Origin of the sequence: Granulicatella sp. WM01, assembly GCF_004570605.1 — a bacterium.
Lineage (GTDB): Bacteria > Bacillota > Bacilli > Lactobacillales > Aerococcaceae > WM01.
This window is the reverse complement of sequence record NZ_SPPB01000011.1, coordinates 1-26437: the sequence shown is the minus strand read 5'-3', so window position 1 is coordinate 26437 and position 26437 is coordinate 1. Positions and strand designations below refer to the sequence as shown.

General features: G+C 32.2%; 25 protein-coding genes and 2 riboswitches. Of the genes, 2 read left to right on the top strand and 23 right to left on the bottom strand.

All coding sequences use genetic code 11. From position 1 onward, the window contains the following. Nucleotides 1–680: 680 nt before the first annotated feature. The 3 genes from rpsA to E4T68_RS09230 form a co-directional block, all read right to left on the bottom strand. Nucleotides 681–1868 (bottom strand): 30S ribosomal protein S1, encoded by a 1188-nt coding sequence (rpsA, locus tag E4T68_RS02950; RefSeq protein ID WP_135123958.1) that lies wholly within the window; start codon nucleotides 1866–1868, stop codon nucleotides 681–683. Nucleotides 1869–2014: 146 nt separating this feature from the next. Then, nucleotides 2015–2674 carry a (d)CMP kinase gene (gene cmk / locus E4T68_RS02945; RefSeq protein WP_135123957.1) on the bottom strand — a complete coding sequence of 220 codons (660 nt, stop codon included), beginning with the start codon at nucleotides 2672–2674 and terminating at the stop codon, nucleotides 2015–2017. 179 nt (nucleotides 2675–2853) lie between these two features. Continuing rightward, nucleotides 2854–3420: a LysM peptidoglycan-binding domain-containing protein gene (locus tag E4T68_RS09230; protein ID WP_209305050.1), complete on the bottom strand. Its 567-nt coding sequence runs from the start codon at nucleotides 3418–3420 to the stop codon at nucleotides 2854–2856. Nucleotides 3421–3519: 99 nt separating this feature from the next. Here E4T68_RS09230 and E4T68_RS02935 point away from each other — a divergent pair, with 99 nt between their 5' ends. Continuing rightward, on the top strand, nucleotides 3520–3732 hold the full coding sequence (locus E4T68_RS02935) for a ferredoxin (protein WP_135123953.1): 213 nt from the start codon (nucleotides 3520–3522) through the stop codon (nucleotides 3730–3732). Here E4T68_RS02935 and E4T68_RS02930 read toward each other — a convergent pair. The 11 genes from E4T68_RS02930 to E4T68_RS02880 form a co-directional block, all read right to left on the bottom strand. Continuing rightward, nucleotides 3705–4244 carry an ECF transporter S component gene (locus E4T68_RS02930; protein WP_135123951.1) on the bottom strand — a complete coding sequence of 180 codons (540 nt, stop codon included), beginning with the start codon at nucleotides 4242–4244 and terminating at the stop codon, nucleotides 3705–3707. The two genes, E4T68_RS02935 and E4T68_RS02930, sit on opposite strands and share 28 nt — an antisense overlap. Nucleotides 4245–4298: 54 nt before the next feature. Next, nucleotides 4299–4410: riboswitch (FMN riboswitch) on the bottom strand. A 28-nt stretch (nucleotides 4411–4438) separates the two neighbouring features. After that, nucleotides 4439–5440 (bottom strand): catabolite control protein A, encoded by a 1002-nt coding sequence (gene ccpA / locus E4T68_RS02925; protein WP_135123949.1) that lies wholly within the window; start codon nucleotides 5438–5440, stop codon nucleotides 4439–4441. Between the two features lie 229 nt (nucleotides 5441–5669). Continuing rightward, entirely contained in the window at nucleotides 5670–6317 is a 648-nt protein-coding gene (locus E4T68_RS02920; protein WP_135123947.1) for a histidine phosphatase family protein, read from the bottom strand. Nucleotides 6318–6325: 8 nt separating this feature from the next. Beyond that, complete coding sequence (gene smpB / locus E4T68_RS02915; protein WP_135123945.1) at nucleotides 6326–6784, bottom strand: SsrA-binding protein SmpB; 459 nt, start codon at nucleotides 6782–6784, stop codon at nucleotides 6326–6328. A 27-nt stretch (nucleotides 6785–6811) separates the two neighbouring features. Beyond that, a complete protein-coding gene (gene rnr / locus E4T68_RS02910) occupies nucleotides 6812–9052 on the bottom strand; it encodes a ribonuclease R (RefSeq protein ID WP_135123943.1) in 2241 nt (746 codons plus the stop codon). Next, nucleotides 9049–9783 (bottom strand): carboxylesterase, encoded by a 735-nt coding sequence (locus E4T68_RS02905; RefSeq protein WP_135123941.1) that lies wholly within the window; start codon nucleotides 9781–9783, stop codon nucleotides 9049–9051. The genes rnr and E4T68_RS02905 overlap by 4 nt, the downstream gene beginning before the upstream one ends. Nucleotides 9784–10057: 274 nt before the next feature. Further along, nucleotides 10058–11212, bottom strand: a complete 1155-nt coding sequence (gene queG / locus E4T68_RS02900; protein ID WP_135123939.1) for a tRNA epoxyqueuosine(34) reductase QueG — start codon at nucleotides 11210–11212, stop codon at nucleotides 10058–10060. 497 nt (nucleotides 11213–11709) lie between these two features. Beyond that, nucleotides 11710–12441: an ABC transporter ATP-binding protein gene (locus E4T68_RS02895; RefSeq protein WP_135123938.1), complete on the bottom strand. Its 732-nt coding sequence runs from the start codon at nucleotides 12439–12441 to the stop codon at nucleotides 11710–11712. Beyond that, nucleotides 12401–13384: an ABC transporter substrate-binding protein gene (locus E4T68_RS02890; RefSeq protein ID WP_135123936.1), complete on the bottom strand. Its 984-nt coding sequence runs from the start codon at nucleotides 13382–13384 to the stop codon at nucleotides 12401–12403. Before E4T68_RS02890 ends, E4T68_RS02895 begins: the two co-directional genes overlap by 41 nt. 29 nt (nucleotides 13385–13413) lie before the next feature. Further along, on the bottom strand, nucleotides 13414–14151 hold the full coding sequence (locus tag E4T68_RS02885) for an ABC transporter permease (RefSeq protein WP_209305049.1): 738 nt from the start codon (nucleotides 14149–14151) through the stop codon (nucleotides 13414–13416). Nucleotides 14152–14244: 93 nt separating this feature from the next. Continuing rightward, a riboswitch (TPP riboswitch) is annotated at nucleotides 14245–14331 on the bottom strand. A 241-nt stretch (nucleotides 14332–14572) separates the two neighbouring features. Further along, nucleotides 14573–15328 carry a class I SAM-dependent methyltransferase gene (locus E4T68_RS02880; protein ID WP_135123934.1) on the bottom strand — a complete coding sequence of 252 codons (756 nt, stop codon included), beginning with the start codon at nucleotides 15326–15328 and terminating at the stop codon, nucleotides 14573–14575. A gap of 780 nt (nucleotides 15329–16108) precedes the next feature. On the opposite strand from E4T68_RS02880, the gene E4T68_RS02875 reads away from it, so the two are divergent. After that, on the top strand, nucleotides 16109–16702 hold the full coding sequence (locus tag E4T68_RS02875; RefSeq protein ID WP_135123932.1) for a 1-acyl-sn-glycerol-3-phosphate acyltransferase: 594 nt from the start codon (nucleotides 16109–16111) through the stop codon (nucleotides 16700–16702). A 357-nt stretch (nucleotides 16703–17059) separates the two neighbouring features. Here E4T68_RS02875 and E4T68_RS02870 read toward each other — a convergent pair whose 3' ends face one another. The 9 genes from E4T68_RS02870 to E4T68_RS02825 all read right to left on the bottom strand — a co-directional run bounded on the left by E4T68_RS02870 (nucleotide 17060) and on the right by E4T68_RS02825 (nucleotide 26030). After that, nucleotides 17060–17290, bottom strand: a complete 231-nt coding sequence (locus tag E4T68_RS02870) for a YneF family protein (protein WP_135123929.1) — start codon at nucleotides 17288–17290, stop codon at nucleotides 17060–17062. Between the two features lie 89 nt (nucleotides 17291–17379). Next, nucleotides 17380–17610, bottom strand: a complete 231-nt coding sequence (locus E4T68_RS02865; RefSeq protein ID WP_135123927.1) for a DUF896 domain-containing protein — start codon at nucleotides 17608–17610, stop codon at nucleotides 17380–17382. Between the two features lie 164 nt (nucleotides 17611–17774). After that, on the bottom strand, nucleotides 17775–19184 hold the full coding sequence (gene lpdA / locus E4T68_RS02860) for a dihydrolipoyl dehydrogenase (protein ID WP_135123925.1): 1410 nt from the start codon (nucleotides 19182–19184) through the stop codon (nucleotides 17775–17777). Nucleotides 19185–19593: 409 nt separating this feature from the next. After that, nucleotides 19594–20916 carry a 2-oxo acid dehydrogenase subunit E2 gene (locus E4T68_RS02855; RefSeq protein ID WP_135123923.1) on the bottom strand — a complete coding sequence of 441 codons (1323 nt, stop codon included), beginning with the start codon at nucleotides 20914–20916 and terminating at the stop codon, nucleotides 19594–19596. A gap of 74 nt (nucleotides 20917–20990) precedes the next feature. Continuing rightward, a complete protein-coding gene (locus E4T68_RS02850) occupies nucleotides 20991–21968 on the bottom strand; it encodes an alpha-ketoacid dehydrogenase subunit beta (protein ID WP_135123921.1) in 978 nt (325 codons plus the stop codon). 2 nt (nucleotides 21969–21970) lie between these two features. Further along, nucleotides 21971–23071, bottom strand: coding sequence for a pyruvate dehydrogenase (acetyl-transferring) E1 component subunit alpha (gene pdhA / locus E4T68_RS02845; RefSeq protein WP_135123919.1), 1101 nt, complete (start codon nucleotides 23069–23071; stop codon nucleotides 21971–21973). Nucleotides 23072–23318: 247 nt separating this feature from the next. Beyond that, the gene (locus tag E4T68_RS09520; RefSeq protein ID WP_209305048.1) at nucleotides 23319–23474 is read right to left on the bottom strand and encodes a hypothetical protein; all 156 of its coding nucleotides are present in this window, start codon (nucleotides 23472–23474) and stop codon (nucleotides 23319–23321) included. Nucleotides 23475–23496: 22 nt separating this feature from the next. Next, complete coding sequence (locus E4T68_RS02830; protein WP_209305047.1) at nucleotides 23497–25434, bottom strand: ComEC/Rec2 family competence protein; 1938 nt, start codon at nucleotides 25432–25434, stop codon at nucleotides 23497–23499. After that, nucleotides 25431–26030, bottom strand: a complete 600-nt coding sequence (locus E4T68_RS02825; RefSeq protein WP_135123917.1) for a helix-hairpin-helix domain-containing protein — start codon at nucleotides 26028–26030, stop codon at nucleotides 25431–25433. The genes E4T68_RS02830 and E4T68_RS02825 overlap by 4 nt, the downstream gene beginning before the upstream one ends. Nucleotides 26031–26437: the final 407 nt, after the last annotated feature.

Genomic DNA, 26437 nt, shown 5'->3' with positions numbered 1-26437 from the left:
ATGTAATTTCATATATAGAGTACTTATTTACTATTCTTTTAGTCAGCTTATTGCTTTATTTTTTCACATAATCATATCAATAATACAACACGATTATGAAAAAGCACCGGTAACAACTGACGTTTTTTACCATTGAAAATATGTTCAACAATTTGGATTTAATTGAGTTAATAACTCAATTAAATCCAAATGCCGCATACTCAATCATCATTAAAACTATTTGATATAAAACTAAACAGTTTAATACTCTTATTAAATCATGTTAACAAAAAATAAAGTTTATTTACTTATGTTATCTTATTGATGAAACAACACATTTATCTCAAATCCTCAAAATTAGATCACATTTTTTGATAGGTTTGACAAGTATTTCATCATCTTTATCCAATAGGAATTTATTTTACTATTTAAAAATGCTTTGTCATTTTTGGACTATTATTACTGTTACTAGCTCCATTCATATTAAATGATAGTATATTTTTTAAAACTGACTTTTTGTAAAACATTGATTTGACAACATTTCTTAGAATAGATTAAGTTTATTTCGGGAATTCAAAATGTATTGTAGATCTTTTATGCTATACCATTTTAACCAATGTCAACTTAATACGCTTATATCTAACTCAACAATAAAACAGTAACTTCCTAAATCGTTAGAAAGTTACTGTTTAAATTATTGTTTAATTTAATTGTAATTGTTCGCCTAAGACATCACCTAGCGTTACTGTTGTATTTTCGTCATTAATATCATACGTATCTTCTTGAGTATTTTCAACTTCTTGGTCATCTTCAACTGGTTTTTCAATCAATGCTTTCATACTTAAGGCAATACGTTGATCTGCCAAGCGTAATTCAATGATTTTCACATCTACTTCTTGACCAATTTCTAAAACAGCTTGTGGCGAAACAACATGTTCATGAGCAATTTGTGATACATGTAGTAATCCTTCAACACCTGGCATAATTTCAACAAACGCACCAAAATCAACTAGACGTTTTACAATACCTTTAACGCTTTGATTTAAAGACAGTTCTTGGCTAGCAATTTCCCAAGGTGTAGGAATTGTTTCTTTAATTGATAAAGATACACGGTTATTTTCTTTATCAAGACCAGTAATTTTTACCGTAACTTTTTGACCAATTTCCAATTTGTCTGCAGGGTTTTTAACGTGTTCATGGGCAATTTGTGACACATGAACTAAACCATCTACTCCACCTAAATCAATAAATGCACCAAAATTAGTTAAACGTGATACAGTTCCTTCAACAACTGCATCTAATTCTAAATGACTGAATGCTTCTTCAATTTTTTTAGCAGTTTCTTGTTCAAGAACAGCTTTTCTTGATAAGATTAATTTATTTTCTGCAGGTACACATTCGCTAATTTTAAATACTAATGTTTGATCTTTTAGTGAAGATAAATCTTTAATAAATCGTTCAGCAACTAAAGAAGCTGGAACAAACGCACGAACACCTAAATCTACAATAAGTCCACCTTTTACAACACCGGTTACTTTACCTTCTACAAGTTCACCTTGGTTAAATTTAGTTTCTAATTCTTCCCAGATACGACGTGCATCAACACGGCGTTTTGATAATAAATAGTGTCCATTTTCTTTGTCTTTGATTGTTGAAATAACAACTAAATCTAATACATCACCAATGTTTACAATGTCTTCTAAATGTTCAACTGGTTGAGCTGATAATTCTTTTGCTGGAATAACACCTTCTAACCCAGCATCTATAATACCTACAATGATCTGTTTATTATCTTGAATGGTTAAGACTTCACCTTTCACAATATCTCCTACTTTAACATCTAAAGCACTACTTAATGCTTCTTCCATTGCATTAAAAACTTCTGACATAACATATCCTCCTAATACTCCTTGTGTCTAAAAACACACTAACTGGTGCTATTATATCACTATAGAAACAAAACGTCTATATTATATGCGATTTTTTCTTCATTTTTGCTTACATTTTTTTGTTTTTTATCTTAGATGTTCGTTTTTCACAAATAAGACATAATCTTTTCAACAACTTGATTGATATTAAGTTCGGTTGTATCTATTTCTATTGCATCATTTGCTTTAGTCAGTGGAGATTCCAAACGAGTTGAGTCAATATAATCTCTTTTTTCAATTTGTCTCTGAATTTCCTCAACACTTTGTGTATAATCACCACGTTGAACATGTTCTTGGTAACGTCTTTTTGCTCGCTCATAAGCAGAAGCTACCATAAAAATTTTGAGTTCTGCCTCTGGCATGACAACCGTTCCAATATCTCTACCGTCCATAATAATGCCACCTTGTTGAATATATGCTCGCTGTTGTCTTACCAACTCTTCACGTACATGTTTATAAGAAGAGATTAATGACACATGTTTAGATACACGTGCTTCTCGAATAGCTAAAGTCACATTTTCTCCATTTAACAATACAGACTGCTGATTATCATGTGTTATAAATTCAATTTTTTGTTTTTTTATCCACTCACTCACTAATGTTTCATCAGTTAAGTCAACATGATGTTCAAGCAAACTTAACGTCATACACCTATACATTGCACCAGTATCTAAATAAACATACTGTAATTTTTGTGCCAATTGTTTGGCAACAGTGCTTTTTCCAGATGATGCAGGACCGTCAATAGCAATTCTAATTTTTTTCATCTATATACTCCGTTCTACACACTTCATTTTATCTATATCAGAAATGATTTATAATAAATGGCATTTTTATTATTATACATAGTATATTTAGAATGTATTCTATATGAATATATTTTCCTTACTATACACAATATCATGCAAAATAAAAACGGGATACCCCGTTTTTATGTGTTAGATAGTTATTCTCCAACAATTAAGACTTGACCAACACTTAAATTCGTACCAGATAATCCATTTAAAGATTGTAATTGTTCAACTGTTAAACCATAACGTCTTGAAATACTATACAATGTATCTCCAGCTTGAACTGTATACGTAGTTCCTCTTGCAACTGTTGATGCATTAGATGTTGTTTGTGAAGATGACGTTGTTGATCCAAGTGTTGTACTTGTTGTCTGTGAAGACGTAGCAGATGCTGAAATGCTTGATGATGCAGATGTTTCATCTTTAGCAGCTGATGTTTGAGATTGAATAACAAGTCTTGGTACTTTAGATTCTGATTGTTGTGCTGTATTATTTTTTCCAATCACTCCTGTAAAACTTAAGACAAACCATATTCCCATAACTAATGCTAATAACACTGTTACTCCAAATATAATTTTTGTATATAACGACGCTTCAGGATTAGAATGTATACGTGCACTACGAGTTGTTGGTGCATCTTCTTTTTCAAATTGATGATCCCAAGGCTCATCTACCTTTGTTTCAGTTTGATCAATTTCTTCATCAAAATATTGTTTCGTCACTTTTCTACCTCCGTAATCTATGTAACTATATTCTAACATAGTATAGCAATTTTTGTCTATTTGTAGTATGATTTTAACATCAACATAAGGAGATGTTCTATGTTTTATCGTGTATGTCAAGAAGATTGTATTGCCTGTGGACTTTGCCAACTGAAAGCCTCTCAACTATTTCACTACAATGATGAAGGGATTGCCCATCCTAGTTTACCTAAAGATGCTCCAATCCCCAATGAGTTATTAGTATCATTTAAAGAGGCATACATCAGTTGCCCGACTGGTGCTATTCAACGTTCAAACGAACCTTTTGAATAACCTAATGATATAAATTTTTTAATTAACACACTATCTAAAATAGATAATGTTATCCCTTTAATGATATTAAAAGGAAAAACAGCATACAAAACAAGCGTATCTAATGCACCTAATTGAATATTAAAAAGTGCCATATATAAAGGTAAAAACACAAAATAGTTTAATAAAGACAATGTAACACTAAATATACTTGTTGCAACTACCCCTGAAATAACGTATTTTTTTGTTTTTTTATGTACGATATAATAAACACTATTAAACACCAAAGCTGCAATAACATTCAATAATGCTCCAATGGGATCACTTGAATGTAAATAGAGTATAATCCCTTTACTAAAAGTAGATAAGATTAATCCTTTCCAACCAATGAAATACAATGCTAAAAATGTAAATATATCACTAAAATCCAATTTCAAAAATGTTGCGCTTGGAATAATTGGAAATGAAAAAAATGATATAATGATAGATAAAGCTGCCAAAATTGCTACTGTTGTTAACTGTTTTACTCTCACTTAAAAATCCTCCTAAGAAGGATCTATCTTCATGAAAACACTACTATGAAGTAATCTTTTCTTCTCCCATCCAGACTATACTGTCGGTACTGGAATTGCACCAGTTCTGCGTTTGCTCGCGGACTATACCGCCGATAAGGAATTTCACCTAACCCCGAAGACAGATCATTTCATTTTTTATTCATTATTTTTATTTATTTTGTTGTTTCTCGATATAAAATTTTATAAGGTAATAAAATAGCTTTTTCGCTAACATCTTCCTTATTCATAATTTTAGTTAATAATCTCATAGAAACCGCTCCAATGTCATACAATGGAGGAGCTACTGAACTCAATTGTGGTCTTACAAATCTTGTTAATTTAGAATTATTGCTTGTAATAATTTCTAATTCTTCTGGCACTTTTATGCCTCTATCTAAGGCAACATTTAAAATCCCAACAGCCATTTCATCATCACCAACAAAAACTGCTGTTGCTCCACTTGCTTGCAGATGAGAAACAATTTTTTCACCAGATTTATATGTATAATCTGATTCAATAACTAACGTTTCATCAAATTCAATATGTTGTTCTTGTAAGGCCTGTTTATATCCTTTCAAACGGTAAATACCATTAATTGGATCACTTAAGGCACCACCTACAAAAGCAACACGACGATTTCCATTCATAATTAATTTTTCAATAGCTTGTTTAATGGCTTCTTGTGTGTCAATGTTCACACTACCTAATTGTAAATCTGAATCTAATGCACCTGCTAGAACAATAGGTGTTTTTGCACGCAACATATCAGATTTTAATTCTTCACTTAAGCTGTATCCCATATAGATAATACCGTCAACCTGTTTAGCCAATAATGCATTCAGCACTTGACGCTCTTTTTCAATACTTTGATCAGAATTTGCTAAAATGATATTATATTTATACATTGTGGCAATATCATCAATTCCACGTGCTAAAGATGAAAAATATAAATTTGTAATGTCTGGAATTATGACACCAATTGTTGTTGTTTTTTTACTTGCTAAACCTCTTGCTACTGCATTCGGTCTATAGTCTAATCTATCAATAACGTCTAATACTTTTTTTCTAGTTGTGGCTTTTACATTTGGGTTACCATTGACCACTCGTGATACTGTTGCCATTGAAACATCAGCTTCACGTGCCACATCATAAATTGTTACTACATCTTTTCCCATGTAAACGTTCCCTTTCGTTTATTTTATTTTTTAGTATACCATTTTCGTCCACAGTTTGCAAACGTTTTTATAGAAAAAACACAAAAAATTTTATATTTTTTCTAAAATGGATTCACTCTCTTATTTTTTATTCTCACATATTCCACAAAAAAGCTATTTTCATTCATATTTTCCATATTTCAAAAATAAAACATATATGTGAACAGATTTAATCAATTGGAAAGCTAATTTATTCCCATACAAAATGATCTGTACGATTAATGTAATCTAAATAAAACTGTCCATTTTCATAACGTACCTTTGATACACTAGCATTTAATAAATGTCCATCAAACATAAAGTTTGGAATTATAGCTTCTAACATCATACGAATTGTCATTCCATGACTAACAACAAGAACATGTTGATTTGTATTTTTATGCGTTTTTAACAAATCTAACATTCCTTTTTCAACACGTGACCAAAACATCATATAATTTTCAGCGTCATGATGTTCGTCCATATCATGCAATGTATTCAAAATACGCTTTGAATCTACTAGTGTAGCATTAGCTTGTTTTAAAATTTTAGGCCACACTTTTTCAACTTCTAATCCTTCAAAGGAACCAAAGAAAATTTCTCTAAATTCCTCTTTTTCAATAATTGTAGGTTTTTGATGTGAACTGTTTTGCGATAGCATCAATTCAGCCGTATCACGTGTTCGTTTTAAATCACTTGTATAAACAGCATCAAAATGAATATGTGATAATCCTCGTCCACTTGCTACACACCCTTGTTGCCCTTCTTTAGTTAATGGTGCATTAGACCACCCTTGCATTCTTTCATATCTATTTAAGTACGTTTCACCATGTCTTACAAAATAAAATGTTACTGTCATGTCGTCTTTTATCTCACTTTCATCATTCTATCTGTGTCACGTTTTATATCTTTCTGTTTGATTGCCTCACGTTTATCATAAGTCTTTTTCCCTTTTGCTAAACCGATTAAACATTTAGCATAACCGTCTTTTAAATAGACTTTTAAAGGAACTAAAGTATATCCTGTTACTTTAATATCTTTTTCTAAACGTTTAATTTGTTGTTTATGTAACAGAAGTTTACGTGTACGTAAAGGATCATGGTTGAAAATATTACCTTGTTCAAAAGGGCTAATATGCACATTATGCAACCAAACTTCACCATTTTTAATACGTGAAAATCCGTCTTTCAAATTAATTTTTGCCTGACGAACGGATTTAATTTCTGTCCCTGTTAATACCATGCCACACTCAAATGTATCTTCAATTGTATAATCATGAGTAGCTTTTCGATTTTGAGCAACAACTTTTCCTTCTCCTTTAGGCATAACTATCACTTCCTCTCGTTACTCTCGCTATTTCTTACGTCTAGTTGTTTTCCTTTTTTCTTTCTTTTTATCTGTTCTTTGTTTTTTAACCCGTTTTTTAGAGATTTTTTGTCTAATTTTATCCTCTTTAGAATACACAATATCAAAATCAATTTCATACGTTTCAACGTCTACTTTTGATACTTTAACCGTTAATTCTTGTCCGATTTGATACGTTTTTCCAGTACGTTTACCTACCAATAGTAGATGATTTTCAATAAAATCATAATGGTCATCTTCCATTTTTGATACATGAATAAGCCCCTCAACAGTATTGGGCAATTCAACAAACATCCCAAAACGTGTAACTGAACTAATAACTCCTGTAAATTTTTGTCCAAGTTTATCTAACATATATTCAGCTTTTTTCATTGCCTCTGTTTCACGCTCTGCCTCAACAGATCGTCTTTCCATAGCTGAACTTTGCTGGGCAATATCTTCTAATTTTGCATGTAAACTATCAAATTCTTCTGTTAAAGGAGGACATTTAGCATATTTTTTGATAAACCGATGAACAATTAAATCCGGATAACGTCTAATTGGCGAAGTAAAATGCGTATAATGAGTAGTCGCTAAACCAAAGTGTCCTAAAGGCTGCTCGTCATATCTAGCTTGCTTCATACTGCGTAAAAGCATTGTAGACACAAGTGCTTCATAAGGTTGATTTTCTAATTTTTCTAGCACTTTTTGTAATGTTTTGGAATTAATTGTGGAGCTAGTCCCTTTAATCATAATGCCAAAAGTAGTCGTAAATTCTAAAAATCTTTGCATTTTATCTTCTGCGGGTTGTTCATGTACACGATAAATGAATGGATACTGCTTTTCCATGAAATGTTTGGCAATTGTTTCATTAGCACATAGCATAAAAGATTCAATCATTCTTTCTGCTAGCCCTCGTTCTCTTAGAATAATATCAAGAGGTTTCCCATTTTCATCAACTAAAATTTTGGCTTCATTTGTATCAAAATCAATAGCTCCTCGTCTATGCCGCTTATGGTATAAAGCATAATGAATATCTCTCATCAATTCTAGCATATCTAAAACATCTTCGTATTCTTCTCTAGCCCGTTTATTGCCTTGCACTATGGCTTCATTTACACGCTCATAACTCATTCTCTTACAAGAGCGAATCACACTAGGTGTAATACAATACTCATGAACATTCCCTGAGGCATCTAATTGCATAATACATGACAATGTTAACCTGTCTTCATCAGGGTGTAGTGAACAAATACCATTTGATAAACGTTGCGGAAGCATTGGCACGACTCTATCACTCAAATAAACACTTGTTCCACGTAAATAGGCCTCTTTATCAAGTCCACTATCTTCTTTAACATATGTTGATACATCTGCAATATGAACACCTAGTTCAAATAGGCCATTATCCAAATATTTTACAGAAATAGCATCATCTAAATCTTTAGCGTCTTGTCCATCTATGGTCACAATTTTCTCATGGCGTAAATCTAAACGATCTTTTATATCTTCTGAACTTAACTCAATAGAAAAGCGATTCGCTTCTTCCAATACTTTTTCTGGAAATTCAACTGGAATATGACGTTTATGTAAAATAGTTAAAATATCAACACCCGGTTCATCTTTATACCCAATTTCTTTAACAATCACACCAAACAAATTTTTAGGATTATCTTCTGTTGGATAGCGTGTAATATCAACTAAACAGATTGTCCCATCAACAACTTGCAAACTAGATTGCTCAATGAAACACGTATAATCCATCATCTGCTTAATTTTAGGAACAACATACCCACTAAAACCTGTTTCCTCAATTAAATGTTGTGGATATTTCACAAATTCTCCTACTAACGTTGTCATAGCACGTTCAAGAATGTCTGTAATAATTCCCTCTGCACCTTTTCCAGCAAATATATCGCTTTCTTTAGTTAACATCACTCTCACTTTATCTCCAGATAAAGCAAGTTGCATTCCTTTAGGAATATAAATGTCCTCATCTTGTCCGTCTACTTGAACAAAACCAAATCCTTTTTCATGTGCTCGGTAATAACCCTCTACATATTCTGATGTATGCGAAGTTACTTTTAAATACCCATTCTTTGTAATTTGAATATCGCCCAAGCGTTCAAGTAATGCAATTTGTTTAATCAAAATGCTATAGTCATGTGAACTACTCATGTGCAATGTTTCAGCTAATTCATGAGTTGTCATACTTTTCTGTTCTAAAACTTTTATTATCTGTTCTTTCATGTTAGGCTCCAATCCAGTTGATTGACAAATGTTAACACACTCTCATTAAACTCTTTTTTATACGCACCAATTGTAATCACATGAGTTGCCTTTGGAAAATAGTGGTAATCAACTGTTGTAAATGGCATTAAACGCATCATTTTTTCACCAATTTCCACATCAATCAACTCATCTTCTCCAGATTGTGCAATGTAAACTGGAACATGAATATAACTTAACTGTTCCGCAATATCTTCTGTTAATGTTTCTATTGCAGACAATTGTTTTACCGAGGATTGTTCAATCTCTTTATCATATACCTGCTTATCTCCCATACTCTCTTGGTAAAAGCGATTAGCTAGCCTAACAAATGCTTGCTGCACTAAAGTAGAATCTGTCAATGGAATTGGAGAGTTAAAAGATCCTCCTCCAATAATCTCTGGGATTGACTGAGTAAGAATATCTAATGCAAACATGCCTCCCATTGATAATCCAAACACAGCAATTTGCTGGTATCCTTTTTCTTTCATTACCATGACGGCTTGATAGGCTTCTGATTGCCATTGTTTAGGAGAATAAGCTAATACACATCTTAAATCTTTTGTACCATGACCAGAAAAAAGAGGCATATATACCGTATATCCAACTTGATTTAATCGTGTACCTAATAAACGAACATCTGCAGTTGAACCTGTATACGCATGAAATAAAATAATCGCACGTGCTGAACCTTCTAAAAATATTCCGTTCATCTTATCCCTCCTTTCTTTACTTTATTTATTATACTGTATTCATACTTTAATGCCAAATATCATGCAAAAAAACAAGTATTTTTCATGCATATTTCGTACGTTTTTCAAAAAATAAAGTCTGATTTTCAGAAAACATTATCATATAATCTAAAAAGAATTGAACATCATATATTTGTGCATTTCTTTAACACTATTTGGTAGATGTTTATTTATGCATATCTTTCACAGTAGCTATTAACAATACATCATAATATATTTATAAGGTGTGTTCCTATTATCCTCTCTTTTTCTTCTGTTTCAAAACGTCAATAGCTTTTTGCATTTCTTCAATAGTTTCTCTATCGTCCTCTTTTTCCAGTTGTGCTTGCATACATTCAATAATCAGCTCATTGTAATCACGTTGAATTTGTGAAATTGCCCAAGCGGCTGTCCCACGAATAACTGGGCGAACATCACATTCCATAATTTCAATTAATTTAGGTAACGCACTTTGATCACGGTAGTTTGCTAAGGCAATAATCGCATTTCTTTGGAGCGGTTTTTTACCTCTCCAAGAACCTGACATATATCCAAATTCTTGTTTAAATTCTTTATTAGATAATGTTAACATCTTTTTTAAAGAAGGTTGAACATGTGAGGGGACTGGCTCCATTTCTTGATGAAGATGAAAATCTTTACCTTGATTATATGGACAAACCATTTGACAAATATCGCACCCATAAATCACATGTGTCATTTTTTTACGATACTCTTCTGGCATGTATCCTTTCGTTTGTGTTTGATAAGATAAGCATCTTTTTCCGTCTAAACGTCCATCACCTAATAATGCCTTGGGTGGACATGCACGTAAACAACGTATGCAATCTCCGCACCCATCAGGAATTGGTGTATCGGGTTCAAATTCGATATTCGTAATGATTTCACCTAAATAAACATAAGAACCAAATTCTTCTGTAATTAATAGACCGTTTTTACCAATAAACCCTAAACCTGCTCTTTGTGCAACAGCAACATCAATCAACTCTCCAGTATCTACCATTGGTTTGAAAGTAGCTGTACTTGCTTGTGTTTTAATATAAGCAATCAATTTATTCATTCTATCTTTTAAAATGTCATGATAATCTTGCCCCCAAGAAGCTCTTGCAAAACTACCTCGTCTATCTTCTTTATCTTGATTTAACGCTTGATTTAAACGGCTAGGATATGCCAAAGCAATCGCAATAATAGATTTTGGCTGTTCAAAAATCAAATGTGGATATACTCGCTCATCAATGTTTTCATGCTCAAAACCTGTCGTTCGTCCTAAGTCTTTTTGCTCTTGTAACGATTTTTTTAAATAATCAAATGGTTGTGCACTTGTAAATCCTATTTTATCTATCCCTAATGCTTTTGCCTCTTGAATAATTTTTTGTTTTAAATTAAGCGTCATAACTCCTCCATATCAAAAGCATTTTATGTTATCATAATTTTTTTTGAAGTACTCGTCAATATATCTTCACAAAATAATTTATAAAGTCTGTTTACTAAATCAATAAATTTGTCACATAAAGATGTAACTAATACATCATTGTACTAAACAATATATTAAATCAACAGACAACAAGACATCATTATCTAATTTCAATCTATTTTATCTATTATCTCAAAATCTTAAAAATGATTTTAACATAGTATATAACATATGGAGAACATGTATATCCATATTTTGTCCCTTTACCATGCTATATCCATAAAGAATGACACTCTATACACAGAAACACATTTAAACTAATAAAAAAAACACTCTACTTTCACTACGTTCTGTTTTGTTTCACTTAGTTATACAGAAACAATCGTGTTGGCAAACTTTTTTGGTTTACCAACACGATTTCTTGTACTCCTTTGAAATCGAGCCTTTTTTATTTAATAAGTTAAGTCTATACCCGTTTATTTTCTAAAACTATCCGTTAACACCATTAACAACTCTTTTTTATCCATTAAGTATTGTTGACTTAACATGTACATGTCTTTATCTTTAGGTAATATTTTCACTGAACATAATGTGCCATTATCTAATAGCATAATTTTATCTGCTAATAACAATGCCTCATCAATATCATGAGTAACGAGCAAAGTACTTAACTGATATTTTTTTGAAATACTCGCATACCATTTTTGTAAATCTGTACGTGTAATATAGTCTAATGCACTAAACGGCTCATCTAATAAAAGCAATTTATACTCAGACATAATTGTTCTTGCAAAAGCAACACGTTGTTTCATTCCACCAGATAATTCAGATGGATAATGATGCAGTGTTCCTTTTAATCCTAGTTCCTCTAAAAGATTAATGGCTTTTCGCTTTATGTCTTTTGTTAATGTCCCTTGAATTTTTTTAGGCAATAGAATATTTTCTAAAACCGTTTTAAACGGCAAAAGCAAGTCTTTTTGTTGCATATATGCAACCTGTTCATAAGATATAACTTCTCCTGTATCTGCCTGTTCAATATGTGCAATAATATTGAGTAATGTTGACTTCCCACTACCACTTTTTCCTAATAAGCACACCAATTCTCCTTGATTAATCGTCAAAGAAACATCTTTTAAAATTGGTGTATGATACGACTTTGACACATGTTTAACGTGCAATAAAGTCATTGGTAAATCCTGTGTATTCATCTATGTTCTCTTTCAATATATGTTGTTCGTTTAACCACTTATAAAATTTTCCCCATCTTTCTTTATCTATATATCCCCAAGGTTTTCCTTCATCAAGATAATATTTAGATACAAATTCTTGACTTTGTTCAACTAGTTGTCTATCTAATTCGGGAACTTTTTTTAATAGCATATCTGCTGATTCTTTTGGATGTTTTGCAGCATACGTATATCCTTTAGATAAAGCCGATAAAAGTTTTTTTACGACCTCTGATTTATGTTGCAATGTTTGCTCATTTGTAATAAGCACAGGTGTGTAATAATCAAATGCTGGATTTAACTCTCTAAATGATAAAAAATTTGTCTGTAATCCTGCATTTTTAACGGCAACTCCGTCCCAGCCTTCGTACACCCATACTGCATCAACTGTTGTTTGTAAAGCGGACACAATGTCCGTTACTGTATTTGGTTCCATTTTTAATTTGTCAGCATTCCCACCATCATCTGTAATAATTTGTTTGACCATGGCTTTTTCTATTGGTAAATCCCATGTTGCATAAGTTAAACCTTCTAACTGTTTAGCACGAGTAACCTTTTTATCTGATAGTGTGACTATACCAGATGTATTGTGTGCCATGATACTAGCAATAGCTTTTACAGGTAATTTTTCTGCAAAACTTGCTGCTAAAGTATCCTGAAAACTAATACCAAAATCGGCTTGACCACTAGCAACCATTAATTCCGCTCCATCTGCTGGTGGTTGTATAATTTTTACATTTAATCCAACCTCTTCAAAAAACTTCATTTGTTCTGCAACATAAATACCAGTATGATTTGTATTTGGACTCCAATCTAGCACTAATGTCACATCAACTTTTTCTTTATTTGAAAGATTTTCAGATTGTGTGCAAGCGCCCAATAACAAACCAAACATAATCATTAACATGACTAATTTTTTTCTCATAAAATCTCCTCCGCTTTTTTAAGCTCATATCATTTCTGTAACACAAAACGCTCGATTCGATTAACACCCCACAATAAGATTAGACTAAATAAACTAATTAATATAATCACTGCAAACATTTTATCAAATGCATAAGACTTACGCACACGAGTCATATAAACACCTAAACCACTATCTCCACCTAACCACTCGGCAATGACTGCACTAATAATAGCGTATGACGTAGATACTTTCAATCCTGAAAAAAATGACGGTAAAGCAAATGGAAATTTAACGTATTTCATAATTTGCCAATAACTCGCATGAAAACTGTTCATCATATTTAAATACGCCTCATCAATTTGCTTAAATCCATTGAGTAAACTCATCGTCAATGGAAAGAAACATACAATAACGATTAATATAATTTTTGGCATCATGCCATATCCAAACCATAAAATCAACAATGGCGCAAGTGCAACAGTTGGAATTGTTTGAGATACCAATAAAAGTGGCATCATAAATGTATGCACGCAATGGTACTTATCCATTAAAACAGCTAATATCCCTGCCAAAAAAACACTAAAACTTAGTCCAATTAATGCCTCAACTAATGTTGTCAGCACATGCATTGCTAAAATATTTCCCTCTTGAAACAGTACGGTTAAAACATGTGTAAAACTGGGCAATAAAAATTTAGGTACCAAACCAAAGAAACTAACCAACTCCCAAATAACAACGACAATTATTAGACTACCCCACTGATTTATCCAGCGCTTTACTTTCAAATAATCCCTCCTTACTCATCATTTTTGTATCGTTACAGAATATAGAATATAACAAAAACACCTAGTCAGTGTACACAAAGACTAGATGCATTCATTTGCACATTTCACAATCCCTACACTCGCATTAACGAACAGGTTCTAAGGGTATAATCTCAGCCAACGGCACCCCTTTGTGTTACGTTTTCATCATACTGGATTTTTAATCGAATGTCAACTCACATGATTATAAAATCAGCATTATTCACATACTTTGCTAGCAACATGCCTACTCCAGAAAACAAATTATTTAAACAACATCTATCACTAAAAATGTCTTGTCATTATTGACATATCACCTAATCCACATGTTATCAAGGCATTGTTTAACGGTATGCACTTTTCCAAATACATAAATATTCTCAGTTTTCAATTGGTAAATCATCTATTCTATACGATAACTACCAAAATGAAATTTTGCACTTTTCCGTACACCACGTATAAATCCATATTCTTCAAAAACTGTATCTAAATAATGCGCTTTTAAAATAATTTGCTTTCTTGCCACCCGTTTAGCTTCATACATCACTTGATCAAAATCTCTCTTATAATACGCTAAAGTTTTTAACGCATCTAAATTTTTAGATTCTGTGATAACATGCGAAAACATAGGATCAATATAAATCACATCCACGCTATGACTTGCGGATTGTTTCAAAAAGTCAAGATGATTGCCTTGATACGTTTGTATTCGGCGCATTGCCGCATCGATTTCACTAATATGCGTACAATATTGCTTCAATCCATGGCTCACAATCGTATAAATAATAGTATTTTGTTCGATTGCAATGACGTGATGCCCTGCATGGCTCATCACAATACTATCACTTGCCAGACCCATTGTTAAATCTAAAATACTCTGTTTTTCTTGACCAATAAGTTCCAACAAAGGTTCTTTTCCTTGCTTAATCCTAATCATTGCCGTATTTGGATGAAAAAATAGCTTGTCACCATTTTTATCGACATAAACCAACTTATCTGTATACACAATCAACGCCGATGCATACAAAACCATCAATTGTTTTATCGTCCTCTTTTCTCTGGAGCAATAGGGTATATTTAATTGTTGTGCTAAACAAATTGCCTGCCTTACACTATCACTACTAGCCTTCACATGTGTTGTGACAATACATGATTGCATTAGTTTCTCCTTTCTAACTTTTTTACACTCCATACTATTTTAAAATATCTTGTAGACCTTGATATAGTAAAGCAACATGTCCTCCCTGTACTAAATTTTCCTCTATTGTGTATAACATTTTCTACCTTTTCCTTACTCTTTAACACATCAGTCACACTTTATTTTAATAGTCCACTTCTTACTATGAAATTGCTAGTGCTATCTCATAAGTATCCTCATAATTGATATAATCCTATTGTATCACGTTTCAAGAAAAAACGCCTATCCTACTATATTGTGTCATCACACCTTATGCTTCAATAGCTTATTCTTTAACTTTAAAAATTGCCATAATCAAATATGTCTTATTTAATGTCATTTCTTTAAACAATACTATCTACAAAAACGATACCATGTAGTATAGTAAACAACAAAAATATGTTTAAAGATAAACTATATAAGTCACTCATTACCTATTTTCTTAATTTTAGCATTAAATATATGCTCCTTTATAAATTTGTAAAGGACGGATACATTGGAATTTTTTATCAAAACGGAACATAACATGATAGGTTTATATGTTATATTTTTGTGTTATGACAGCAATTATACCAACACATATAATGAGATATTATAATTACCAAACTAGTCTACTCTCGTATAACATAACACGTTTTGTTTATTTTATTTTTCAGTTTTACACCATTTATAAATGCTATTTTAATCATAAAAGAACACTTGATTTTCAGCAATTTTTTTGTCATAATAGAATGACGATTATTTAACGAAAGGGAGAAAAAGATGCTATATTCAATTATTCGTAGTATTGCAAGATGCCTATTATTTCTTTTAAACGGAAAAACTGCTATTTACAATAAACACAACTTACCTAACAAGGAACAAGGATATATTCTCATTTCACCACATCGTTCATGGTTAGATCCAGTTTATTTAGCTTTAGCAGCTAGTCCAAAACAATTTTGTTTTATGGCAAAAAAAGAATTGTTCAAAAACCCTCTTCTACGATGGTTAATTAAAAGTATGAATGCTTTTCCTGTTGATCGTGAAAATCCCGGTCCTAGTGCCATTAAAATTCCTGTAACACATTTAAAAGAAGGGAAACTAGGCTTAATCATGTTCCCTAGTGGTACAAGACATTCTCAAGAAAGTAAACAAGGAGCTGCTATGATTGCTAGACTAGCAAAAGTTCCGATTGTTCCAGCAGTTTATCATGGCCCATTTACATTTAAAAATTTATTAAAACGACATAAAACTCACGTACTATTTGGTGAACCAATTTATATGAACACTAAAGAAGATCAATTACAATTTCCTGATTTAATTAAACAACAATTTGAAAAACTTGATTATGAAATGAGTAAAAAAATAAAATAATCTCTATTCTATAACAATTAAGTAGGTACATACAAAACGACATAATTTCATGTATAACGTCATGAAATCATGTCGTTTTGTATTTTAACAATTTATCGAAATACTATGGCACATATTATAGACAAAAAACATGCTAACTAAACTGTATGTGCTACTTTTATCTACATAAAAATTTAATGTATCATCTAAATCTAGTATTGCATAATACAATTCATCATTACTATTCGTTTTATTAATTTTCTATACAAAAACAATCGTGTTGGTAAACTCTTTAGATTTGCCAGCACGATTTATTGTACACACGAAAAATAGCAAGAAATCTATACACTTGATTTCTCACTATATACATAAATACTATTATTTTTTCTTTTTATTATGTTGCATTTTCATTGATTGCACAATTTGTTGCACTTTCTTTTCTGACGGTTTTTGTCCCATTTGTGCCATCATTGTACGAATCATTGTGTCATCAATAGGTGGATTTTCTTCAAAATATTTCATAATATATTTTCTAGCTAGGAAAAAGCCTAAAAAGCCTCCTGCAACAAATGTCAATAAAGCAATAATGACAACCCATACTGGTTCCATACTTTTTTCCTCATTTCTATTATTATCATATTTATATTTTACCAAAATTTGAAAAAAAATAAACAGATTTCATTCATTTTCTTCAAATATTATCTTCCATGCAAGCCTTTTTCCTTTTGAATTTGCTTTAACTTCTCTGGAGTCACATCTGTTCCTTCTGGATCAACAAACTTTAATCCCTCAATATGATTTCTCATACCACTACGAAATGTTTCAAGATATTCTTTTCTTAAAGCCTGTTGCTCCTCTTTTTCATCAACTGTTAATGTATCTTTTTTTGCCAATTCACTAATGCGTTGTAATTTTTCTTTTGATAACATATCTTTTTCCTTTCTAAAAAATAACTAGACTAATCATCTGAACTGTTCTATTATACTGAATTTACATGAAAAAGCACATAGATTTGCTTAAAATCTACATGCTTTTCTTCATAAAGACTTGAACTTATAGTCTAATACTATACCAAGTAGTATATTTTATAAAATTAAGCGTGAATAGGCAATCCTAACGCCAATTCAGCCGTATCCATAACCACTTCACCTAAAGAAGGATGACCATGAATAGTTAAAGCAATATCCTCGGCATTCATACCTGCTTCAATAGCTAATCCTATTTCTGCAATAATATCAGATGCATTAATACCAACAACTTGACCACCAACAATAACATGGCTATCTTTAGTTGTTACTAAACGTACAAATCCTTCTGTTGCATTTAACGATAAAGCACGACCATTTCCTGCTAATGGGAATTTTACCGCTTTAACGTCCAAGCCCTGCTCTTTTGCTTCTTTCTCGCTCAATCCAACTGAGGCAACTTCTGGATCAGTAAATGCAACTGCCGGCATTACTTTATAGTCAATTGCTACTGCTTTACCAGAAATAGCTTCTGCAGCTATTTTAGCTTCATAACTTGCTTTATGAGCTAGAGCTGCACCTGGTGTAATATCACCTATAGCAAAAATATTAGATTGACTTGTTCGTCCTTGATTATCTACAATAACTAGTCCACGTTCATTAGTTTGAACACCAGCAGCAGATAATCCTAAATCATCATCTGTATTTGGACGACGTCCAACAGACACTAAAACATAATCTGCTTCAATCTCTTCTTCTTTTCCATTAACTTCATATTTAATTGTCACACTATCGCCATTATCAATAGCTTCTTTTGCCATAGCATTCGTTACAATGTTGATACCTTTTGTTTCAAAAGATTTTTCAACGGTTTTAACCATATCTTTTTCAAACATTGGTAAAATACTTGGAGAGCCTTCTAAAATAGTCACTTTAGAACCTAAGTTTGCATAAGCACAACCTAATTCAGAACCAACAACACCACCACCAATGACAACAAAACGAGCTGGTACTTCTTTCAAATTCAATGCTCCTGTTGAATCTAATACACGTTTCCCAAACTTAAATCCTTTAATTTCAATAGGGCGGCTACCTGTTGCAAGAATAGCATGATTAAATGTATATGTTTGTGCTGATTCTTCCGTAACAACACGAAGTGTATTTGAATCAACTAAAAACGCTTCTCCATAAACAACATCAACTTTATTTTTTTTCAGCAACATGCCTACACCTGATGTTAATTTATTGACTACTTCATTATCTTTCCACGCTTGTGTTTTTTCAAAATCTAAAGTAACGTTTTCTGCTGTCACACCGAAAATATCTGAATGTTTTGCTTCTTGATAACGATGTCCTGCTGAAATCAATGCTTTAGATGGGATGCATCCTACATTTAAACAAACGCCACCTAATTTATTTTTCTCAATAATGGTAACTTTTTGTCCCATTTGCGAAGCACGAATTGCTGCCACATATCCACCAGGACCAGCACCAATTACGACTGTATCCAATTCAATGGCAAAATCTCCTACTACCATACGTCTATCTCCTTATTATTAAAGATTACTATTACTCTATTTATATAGCCAAAGCATACTAAACACTTTTAAAACATCAATATATATTAATGTTTATAGCAAATTTTTACTCTAGCACTATTTGTATATGCATCATATTACTTTTCATTTGTGATATATCATATTCGATTAAACAATCAATGTTTAAAAACACAACAAAACTGATTATGTTAATTAAAATACTCCATTTTACTTGTATTTAGTCTTTTTAACATCTTATTTTATGTGCTAAATAACTCATTAGAGTTATATTAGATGATGAAAAAAAGGGTACTATGTTACATAACATTAAAAAACTACACTAATCTTTTTAAACCAAAATGCTACACAGCTTTTAACCTTTTCCCACTTCATCTAAGAACTTCTGATGTTATCCTTCCATTAACATTAATTCTGGATCAGCTAGCAAACGTTTAATTTCATTCATTGCTTTTTGAGCAGTTGCACCATCTACAATACGGTGATCAAAACTTAATGATAATTTCATCATACGACCAACAGCTAATTCTCCGTCTTGGTTAACAACTGGTTCTGTAGCAATAGTTCCTACACCTAAAATAGCTACCTCTGGGTGATTAATAATTGGTGTAAACCACATTCCTCCAACTGAACCAATATTTGTAATCGTAATTGTTCCATTAGACATATCAGCAGGTTTTAATTGCCCCTCATGTGCTAATGCTGCTTTATTACTAATTTCTTTTGCAATAGCAAACATACTTTTAGCATCTGCTTGCTTAATTGTTGGCACATATAAACCGTGTGCTGTATCTGTTGCAATACCAATATTGTAGTAATTTTTCAATACAATTTCTTGAGCAGCATCATCAATCGATGCGTTCAATACTGGGAATTTACGTACAGTTGCAACAAGTGCTTTAACAACATAAGGTAGGAATGTCAATTTAACATCTTGACTGGCTGCAACATCTTTAAATTTCTTACGATGATTCCATAATTTTGTCACTTCAACTTGATCAAATAAAGTCACGTGTGGTGCTGTATGTTTACTATTCACCATAGCTTTTGAAATTGCTTTACGCATAGGTGTTAATTTTTCACGTACTTCTGCTTCTGGACTTTGAGATACATAAGGTACGCTAGGAGCTGGAGTTGAAACAGTTTCACGTACTGGACTAGTTGCTGGTGCCACTGGAGCCTCAGATATTTGCGATACTACTTGTTCTGTAGATGCTGGAACTGTTTGTGTACCATTAGCAAATGCTGTAACATCTTCCTTAACTACTCGTCCACCTTTACCAGAAGGTGTTACCAATGTAATATCTACACCTAATTCACGTGCTAATTGACGTACTGACGGCATCGCTAATACATTTTTACTTGGTTTTCCAGTTGGTTGAGCTGGTACACTTTCTGCACTAGGTGCTGATGAAGCCACTTGTGTAACTGACTGTGCTGGAGCTGATTCTACTGGACTTGATTTTTCTTCATGACCTTCGGCTTCAATTTCAACTAAAACTTGCCCAACTGTCGCCACAACCCCCTCTTCTACTAAAATGTTTAATACTTTTCCTGTAACTGGAGATGGAATCTCTTCAACAGATTTATCATTTTGAACTTCTAATAATGTGTCATCTTCATTGATTGTGTCGCCTACAGCTATATGCCATTTGACAATTTCACCTTCATGAATACCTTCACCAATATCTGGTAATTTAAATTGGAATGCCATGTTTTTTATCCTTTCTATTTCTGAATGAATAGTTTATATTTCATCACGATATATAGATGATGATTCAACTATTGTTAGAAATTATATATTTCTCTAACTTTTTCTTCAATATCGTTTGCATTTGGTAACCAGTCATGCTCTGCTTGACCAAATGGGAAAATTGTATCTGGAGCAGCTACACGACCAATTGGTGCCTCTAAATGCAATACCGCACGTTCTGCAATCTCAGACATAACCATTGCACCAATTCCTGCTTGACGTTGTGCTTCTTGAACAACTACAACACGTCCTGTTTTTTGTACAGATGCTAAAATAGTGTCTAAATCTAATGGTGATACTGTACGCAAGTCAACAACTTCTACAGAAATACCTTCCTTAGCCAATTTTTCAGCCACTTTAATAGATTCACGAACCATTGCACCGTAAGTAATGATTGAAACATCTTGCCCTTCTACTGGTACAGAGGCTTTACCAAGTGGCACAATATATTCTTCATCTGGCACTTCCTCACGGAATGAACGATAAAGTTTCATGTGCTCTAAGAAAATAACAGGATCGTTATCACGAATAGATGCAATCATCAATCCTTTTGCATCATACGGATTACTTGGAATAACCACTTTTATCCCTGGAGATTGTGCCAATAATCCCTCTAAATTATCTGAGTGCAACTCTGGAGTGTGCACGCCACCACCAAATGGTGCTCTAAATGTAATAGGCATTGTACGTGTACCACTCATACGGTAACGTGTACGTGCAGCTTGTGCTACAACTGAATCCATTACTTCAAAAATAAATCCTAAAAACTGAATTTCTGGAACTGGTCTGTATCCTTCTAAGGCTAATCCAATAGCTAAACCACCAATACCTGATTCTGCTAAAGGTGTGTTAAACACACGATCAACACCAAATTTATCTTGTAAATCTTGTGTTGCACGGAATACACCACCGTTTTTACCAACATCTTCACCGAAAATTAATACATTTGGATCACGTTCCAATTCATGTGCCAATGCATCTGTAATTGCTTGAATCATTGTTTTTTGTGCCATGATTATTTGTTCTCCTTCGCTTCAAATCGTTCAATTTGTTCTTGAATATCTCTTGTTGGGGTTTCAAACATATTTTTCAAGAAATCTGAAACTTTTTGTTTTGGTTCTTGATCTGCTAATTTAATTGCTTCTTTAATTTCTTCTTTAGTTGCTTCAATCACTTCGTCTTCTTTTTCTTTAGACCATAATCCTTTATTTTCTAAGAATTTACGGAAACGAATTAAAGGATCTTTTTTCTGCCATTCATCTTGTACACCCTCTGGTTGATAACGTGTTGGGTCATCTCCAGATAATGTGTGTGGTCCAAAACGATAACAAATTGTTTCAATTAAGACTGGACCATTTCCTGATACAGCATATTCACGTGCTTTTTTCGTTACAGCATATACTGCTAAAATATCCATCCCATCAACTTGAATACCTGGAATACCAGCAGCCACAGCTTTTTGTGCCAATGTTTTGGCTTTTGATTGTAACTCACGAGGTGTTGAAATTGCCCATCCGTTATTTTGAATGAAGAAAATGGCTGGAGCATTGTAAGCACCCGCATAGTTAATTCCTTCATAGAAGTCCCCTTGAGATGATCCACCATCTCCAGTATATGTTACAGCAACAGTTTGTTTTCCACGCATTTTCAATCCTAATGCTACACCTGCTGCTTGAACATATTGTGCTCCGATAATAATTTGTGGTGGTAATGCTTGTAAACTTTCTGGATAAATATTCCCAGCAGCATGTCCACGTGACCATAAAAATGCTTGATGTAATGGTAAACCGTGTTTAATCAATTGTGGAACATCACGATATCCTGGCAATAATACATCTTCCTTTTCAATTGCTGCAATACTTCCTAATTGGCTTGCCTCTTGACCAGCAGTAGGTGCGTAAAATCCTAAACGTCCTTGTCTATTTAATGCAGTTGAACGTTCATGTAAAATACGTGACCACACCATATCTTTCATTAATTCAACTAATTGTTCATCAGATAAATCAGGCATTAAGTCTGGATTTACAACCTCACCATTTTCATCTAAAATTTGAACCATAGTAAAATCAGTATTTTGATCATTTAAAAGGTTTTCAATACTAACTTTTTTTCCCATGTTTTTGTTCCTCTCTTAATGTTATTAATGTTAAAAACAGAATTAAAAACTGTTTTATTATTTTTTCTACTCACATACTCTAACATTATTTTAAAACATAATCAAGTATTTAGAACTTTTTTGTAAATATGATTAAATCAATATTTTTTATTTATTTAAAAAGATATACATCTCATAAACACGTGTATCAATAACTGTTATATTTTCACAAACATCTGTTGCATTATACAGCTTTTCTGTTATCATTTTATGGTAAAGTTATTTTCCACTTCCATTTTCCATTTTCTAAAATATAACGAACAGCTCCCATTTTATCTGTACGATATATTTTTGAGTGTTTTAATCGTTCAATAACATCATGATGTGGATGCTTATATCGATTGTTTTTTCCTACCGAAATCAAACTATATTTTGGAGAAATCTGTTTAATAAAATCTTCTCCGCTTGATGTTCGACTTCCATGATGTCACAACTAATACGTCCGCTTTTAATTTAGGATATAATTTCAGCAATTCATTCTCTATCTTTTGACTAGCATCTCCTGTTATAAGCCATGTTAACTCTCCAAATGTCATATACAAAATTAACGAATCGTCATTTTCTCCTTGTCCTTTTTTAAATGGATATAAAATGCTCACAACACTTACATTAAATGACAATGTTTTTGGAGCAATTACTGGCATATCCCCATTAACCTTAGCACCAAGTCCGTAATAAATATGCTGAATAGGCATCTCTTTTCTTAACTGCTCTAATGCTTGAACATGATCGGCATCAGAGTGTGTAATAATTACTCCTTCTAAACGTTGAATACCTAATCCTTTCAAAGTAGGCAATAAAATATCTTTAGCCACATCTTTTATTTTCCGTTGTTTCCATACGTGTTTTTGAGGTATATGTAATACTCCACCAGTATCAATTAATACGGCATTCTTTCCTTTTTGAATAAGCAAACTACTGCCTTGACCAACATCAATCATCATTATTTGCTCATAATAAACTGGCATAAATAGCAAGACAATTGGTATGACTAAACAAAACCTCCAGTATCTCCAATGTTTATGTTTAAGTTGCCCAAATAATATAATACATATAAAAATGAATAAATATCTTTCATCTGGCAGTCTTCCTGTAATCCATTTTAATTCGTGATGTGCTGCTAAAAATTGGCTAAAATATACAAATTTTACAAAACATTGCTCTACTATATATAGTATTCCACCAAATAATGTTGGGGGTAATTTTGATAAAATAATCCCTATAACAACACATGGCATTACTATGTACTTTGTTACAAAACGCATAGGAAAAAGTGCTACTAATGATAAAGCTGATATTTCAAAAAAATTGGCACTCAATAAAGGCAATGTGAGTAGCCATAACATCACACGTTGTTTCTTGAAAAAATAATTAAAAAACGAGAGCATTATAGTAAATTGAAAACCTAAATGCATGAGAAAATATGGATTGACTATCAATAACCCCATTGTAACCCATGCTATTCTATCTAATGTTGTTCCTCTTTTTCCTAGTAAATAGAGTAAAATAGCTTTTTGAACCCCTATTCCATCTCCACAAAGATAACCAAGAAATAAAGCAACCCCTTTCATAATATATGTTGTTTTTTCTCGGGTCAGTCCTAAATAGAATAATAATTTTGTTAAAGTATTTAAAATCCATGCAATATGTATTCCTGACATATTAACAAGATAGAGTAAGCCTATACTTTGGAATGTTTCATTTAATTCCGTATTCACATTGAAAAATAAACTATTGACAATCATAGTTAATGTAGGTGGTAAATTTTCAATACATTGTTTTCGAATAAATTGTCGCCAATTTGCTTGTGCGTTTAAAATAGTATATGCTTTGACATTGATTTTCCAATAACTTTGTCTATAACGTAACATATAAGAGGCATAATTGAACTGATAAGGATTTCTTGCTTTAGCATATTGTTCGAGTTGACCTGTTGCTTTTATCGTAATATTTTGTGTGTTCGTTATCCAAAAATGTTGTTCTTTTTCTGTTTGTAAGACATAATAAATGCTAACTAATTCTCCTGAAATATCTCCCTTTGCACTTAAACTATCTCCGTTGATACTGACAGTATCTGCAAAAATTGTAATAACTTGTTCTTTTACTTTGTCTTGTAAACGTGTTGTGTGTGTTTTCTTGTATAAAATGCATCCTATTATCAAAAGGACAAATAGACTGGAATACATTAGAACTTTTTTATGCTTAAAATAGAATAAACGTATTATCCACAACACCAGTAAACTAATCGTCCACCACGTTGGATAAATCCAAAATAATCCTCCTAAAACACCTGTTAAACAGACAAAAATCCATAAATTTTTCATGGTGTGATTCTCACAAATGGTTCTATTGTTTGAATAAAAGTTTGAGAAAACCCTTTAATTTGCCCTAAATCTTCAATTGTTTTAAATTTTCCGTGTTCTTTTCTGTATTCTATAATAAGTAATGCTTTTTTCTCTCCAATTCCTTTAATTGTCATTAACTGTTCTTTTGTTGCAGTATTTAAATTCACTTTATTAGACTGTTCTCCTTCTTTTACAGAAGATGACAAAACATCTTGTGCATCTATTTGTTGTTTGTTTGGGATAACGATAATCATTTCATCTGTAATAATACGTGATAAATTCACATGTTCTTGTGCAGCATTTTCAGTAAATCCTCCAGCACGATCAATTAAATCTTTAAGACGCATATTACTTTCTATAGCATACATACCCGGAGCATTGACTTCACCTTTTATATCAGCAAATCCTTGAAAGGTTGTTTCAGTTCCACTTAATGTTTCTACATTACTTTGACTTACTGATGTGATTTCTGTTTGAAAATGTATTGTTTGACTTAAATAAGTACCAATCCCAATAATAAAAACGAGTATACTTCCTATTAAAATCCATTTATATTTTTCCCATAATGCAACCATAATACTATTCCTCCTATATTATAATATACGTTAATGGATTGTATTTTTTTTAATATTACTTATTTTTCTAAATAATAGAAAATTTGTTTATTGTTTACATTTTTTATGAAAGAAAACACGGTTTTAGTAGGTTAAACTTTAATAGGGCTGATAACTAGACTATTTGTCGGCTCTTCGTCAAATTATGTTGGTAAGTAAAAATTCCAGCAAATATTAAGTTGTTTTTTCTTAATAGGGCTAATTGTTTCTTTTCGAATCGGTATGCAGTTGTCAAGGTTTATAGCGTGAGCGTGCCTTGACAATAAGCATACTGATTTGATAGACTTTTCAGCCCATATTAAGATGGTTTAAATAATTTTTCTTGCACTAAAAATACTCGAGTTCGTAAATATGTAAAATATTTAAAC

What these genes read in the sequence shown, in the direction of transcription:
- E4T68_RS02865 (WP_135123927.1), bottom strand. Translation starts at nt 17,610, where the DNA reads ATGTTATCAAAAGAAAAATTACAACGCATTAGTGAATTGGCAAAAAAA.
- E4T68_RS02875 (WP_135123932.1), top strand. Translation starts at nt 16,109, where the DNA reads ATGCTATATTCAATTATTCGTAGTATTGCAAGATGCCTATTATTTCTT.
- pdhA (WP_135123919.1), bottom strand. Translation starts at nt 23,071, where the DNA reads ATGGGAAAAAAAGTTAGTATTGAAAACCTTTTAAATGATCAAAATACT.
- cmk (WP_135123957.1), bottom strand. Translation starts at nt 2,674, where the DNA reads ATGAAAAAAATTAGAATTGCTATTGACGGTCCTGCATCATCTGGAAAA.
- E4T68_RS02870 (WP_135123929.1), bottom strand. Translation starts at nt 17,290, where the DNA reads ATGGAACCAGTATGGGTTGTCATTATTGCTTTATTGACATTTGTTGCA.
- E4T68_RS02825 (WP_135123917.1), bottom strand. Translation starts at nt 26,030, where the DNA reads ATGGTTGCATTATGGGAAAAATATAAATGGATTTTAATAGGAAGTATA.
- E4T68_RS02830 (WP_209305047.1), bottom strand. Translation starts at nt 25,434, where the DNA reads ATGAAAAATTTATGGATTTTTGTCTGTTTAACAGGTGTTTTAGGAGGA.
- E4T68_RS02890 (WP_135123936.1), bottom strand. Translation starts at nt 13,384, where the DNA reads ATGAGAAAAAAATTAGTCATGTTAATGATTATGTTTGGTTTGTTATTG.
- E4T68_RS02850 (WP_135123921.1), bottom strand. Translation starts at nt 21,968, where the DNA reads ATGGCACAAAAAACAATGATTCAAGCAATTACAGATGCATTGGCACAT.
- E4T68_RS02880 (WP_135123934.1), bottom strand. Translation starts at nt 15,328, where the DNA reads ATGCAATCATGTATTGTCACAACACATGTGAAGGCTAGTAGTGATAGT.
- queG (WP_135123939.1), bottom strand. Translation starts at nt 11,212, where the DNA reads ATGACGCTTAATTTAAAACAAAAAATTATTCAAGAGGCAAAAGCATTA.
- E4T68_RS02905 (WP_135123941.1), bottom strand. Translation starts at nt 9,783, where the DNA reads ATGAACGGAATATTTTTAGAAGGTTCAGCACGTGCGATTATTTTATTT.
- E4T68_RS02855 (WP_135123923.1), bottom strand. Translation starts at nt 20,916, where the DNA reads ATGGCATTCCAATTTAAATTACCAGATATTGGTGAAGGTATTCATGAA.
- rpsA (WP_135123958.1), bottom strand. Translation starts at nt 1,868, where the DNA reads ATGTCAGAAGTTTTTAATGCAATGGAAGAAGCATTAAGTAGTGCTTTA.
- rnr (WP_135123943.1), bottom strand. Translation starts at nt 9,052, where the DNA reads ATGAAAGAACAGATAATAAAAGTTTTAGAACAGAAAAGTATGACAACT.
- smpB (WP_135123945.1), bottom strand. Translation starts at nt 6,784, where the DNA reads ATGCCTAAAGGAGAAGGAAAAGTTGTTGCTCAAAATCGAAAAGCTACT.
- lpdA (WP_135123925.1), bottom strand. Translation starts at nt 19,184, where the DNA reads ATGGTAGTAGGAGATTTTGCCATTGAATTGGATACAGTCGTAATTGGT.
- E4T68_RS02935 (WP_135123953.1), top strand. Translation starts at nt 3,520, where the DNA reads ATGTTTTATCGTGTATGTCAAGAAGATTGTATTGCCTGTGGACTTTGC.
- E4T68_RS02920 (WP_135123947.1), bottom strand. Translation starts at nt 6,317, where the DNA reads ATGACAGTAACATTTTATTTTGTAAGACATGGTGAAACGTACTTAAAT.
- ccpA (WP_135123949.1), bottom strand. Translation starts at nt 5,440, where the DNA reads ATGGGAAAAGATGTAGTAACAATTTATGATGTGGCACGTGAAGCTGAT.
- E4T68_RS02895 (WP_135123938.1), bottom strand. Translation starts at nt 12,441, where the DNA reads ATGAATACACAGGATTTACCAATGACTTTATTGCACGTTAAACATGTG.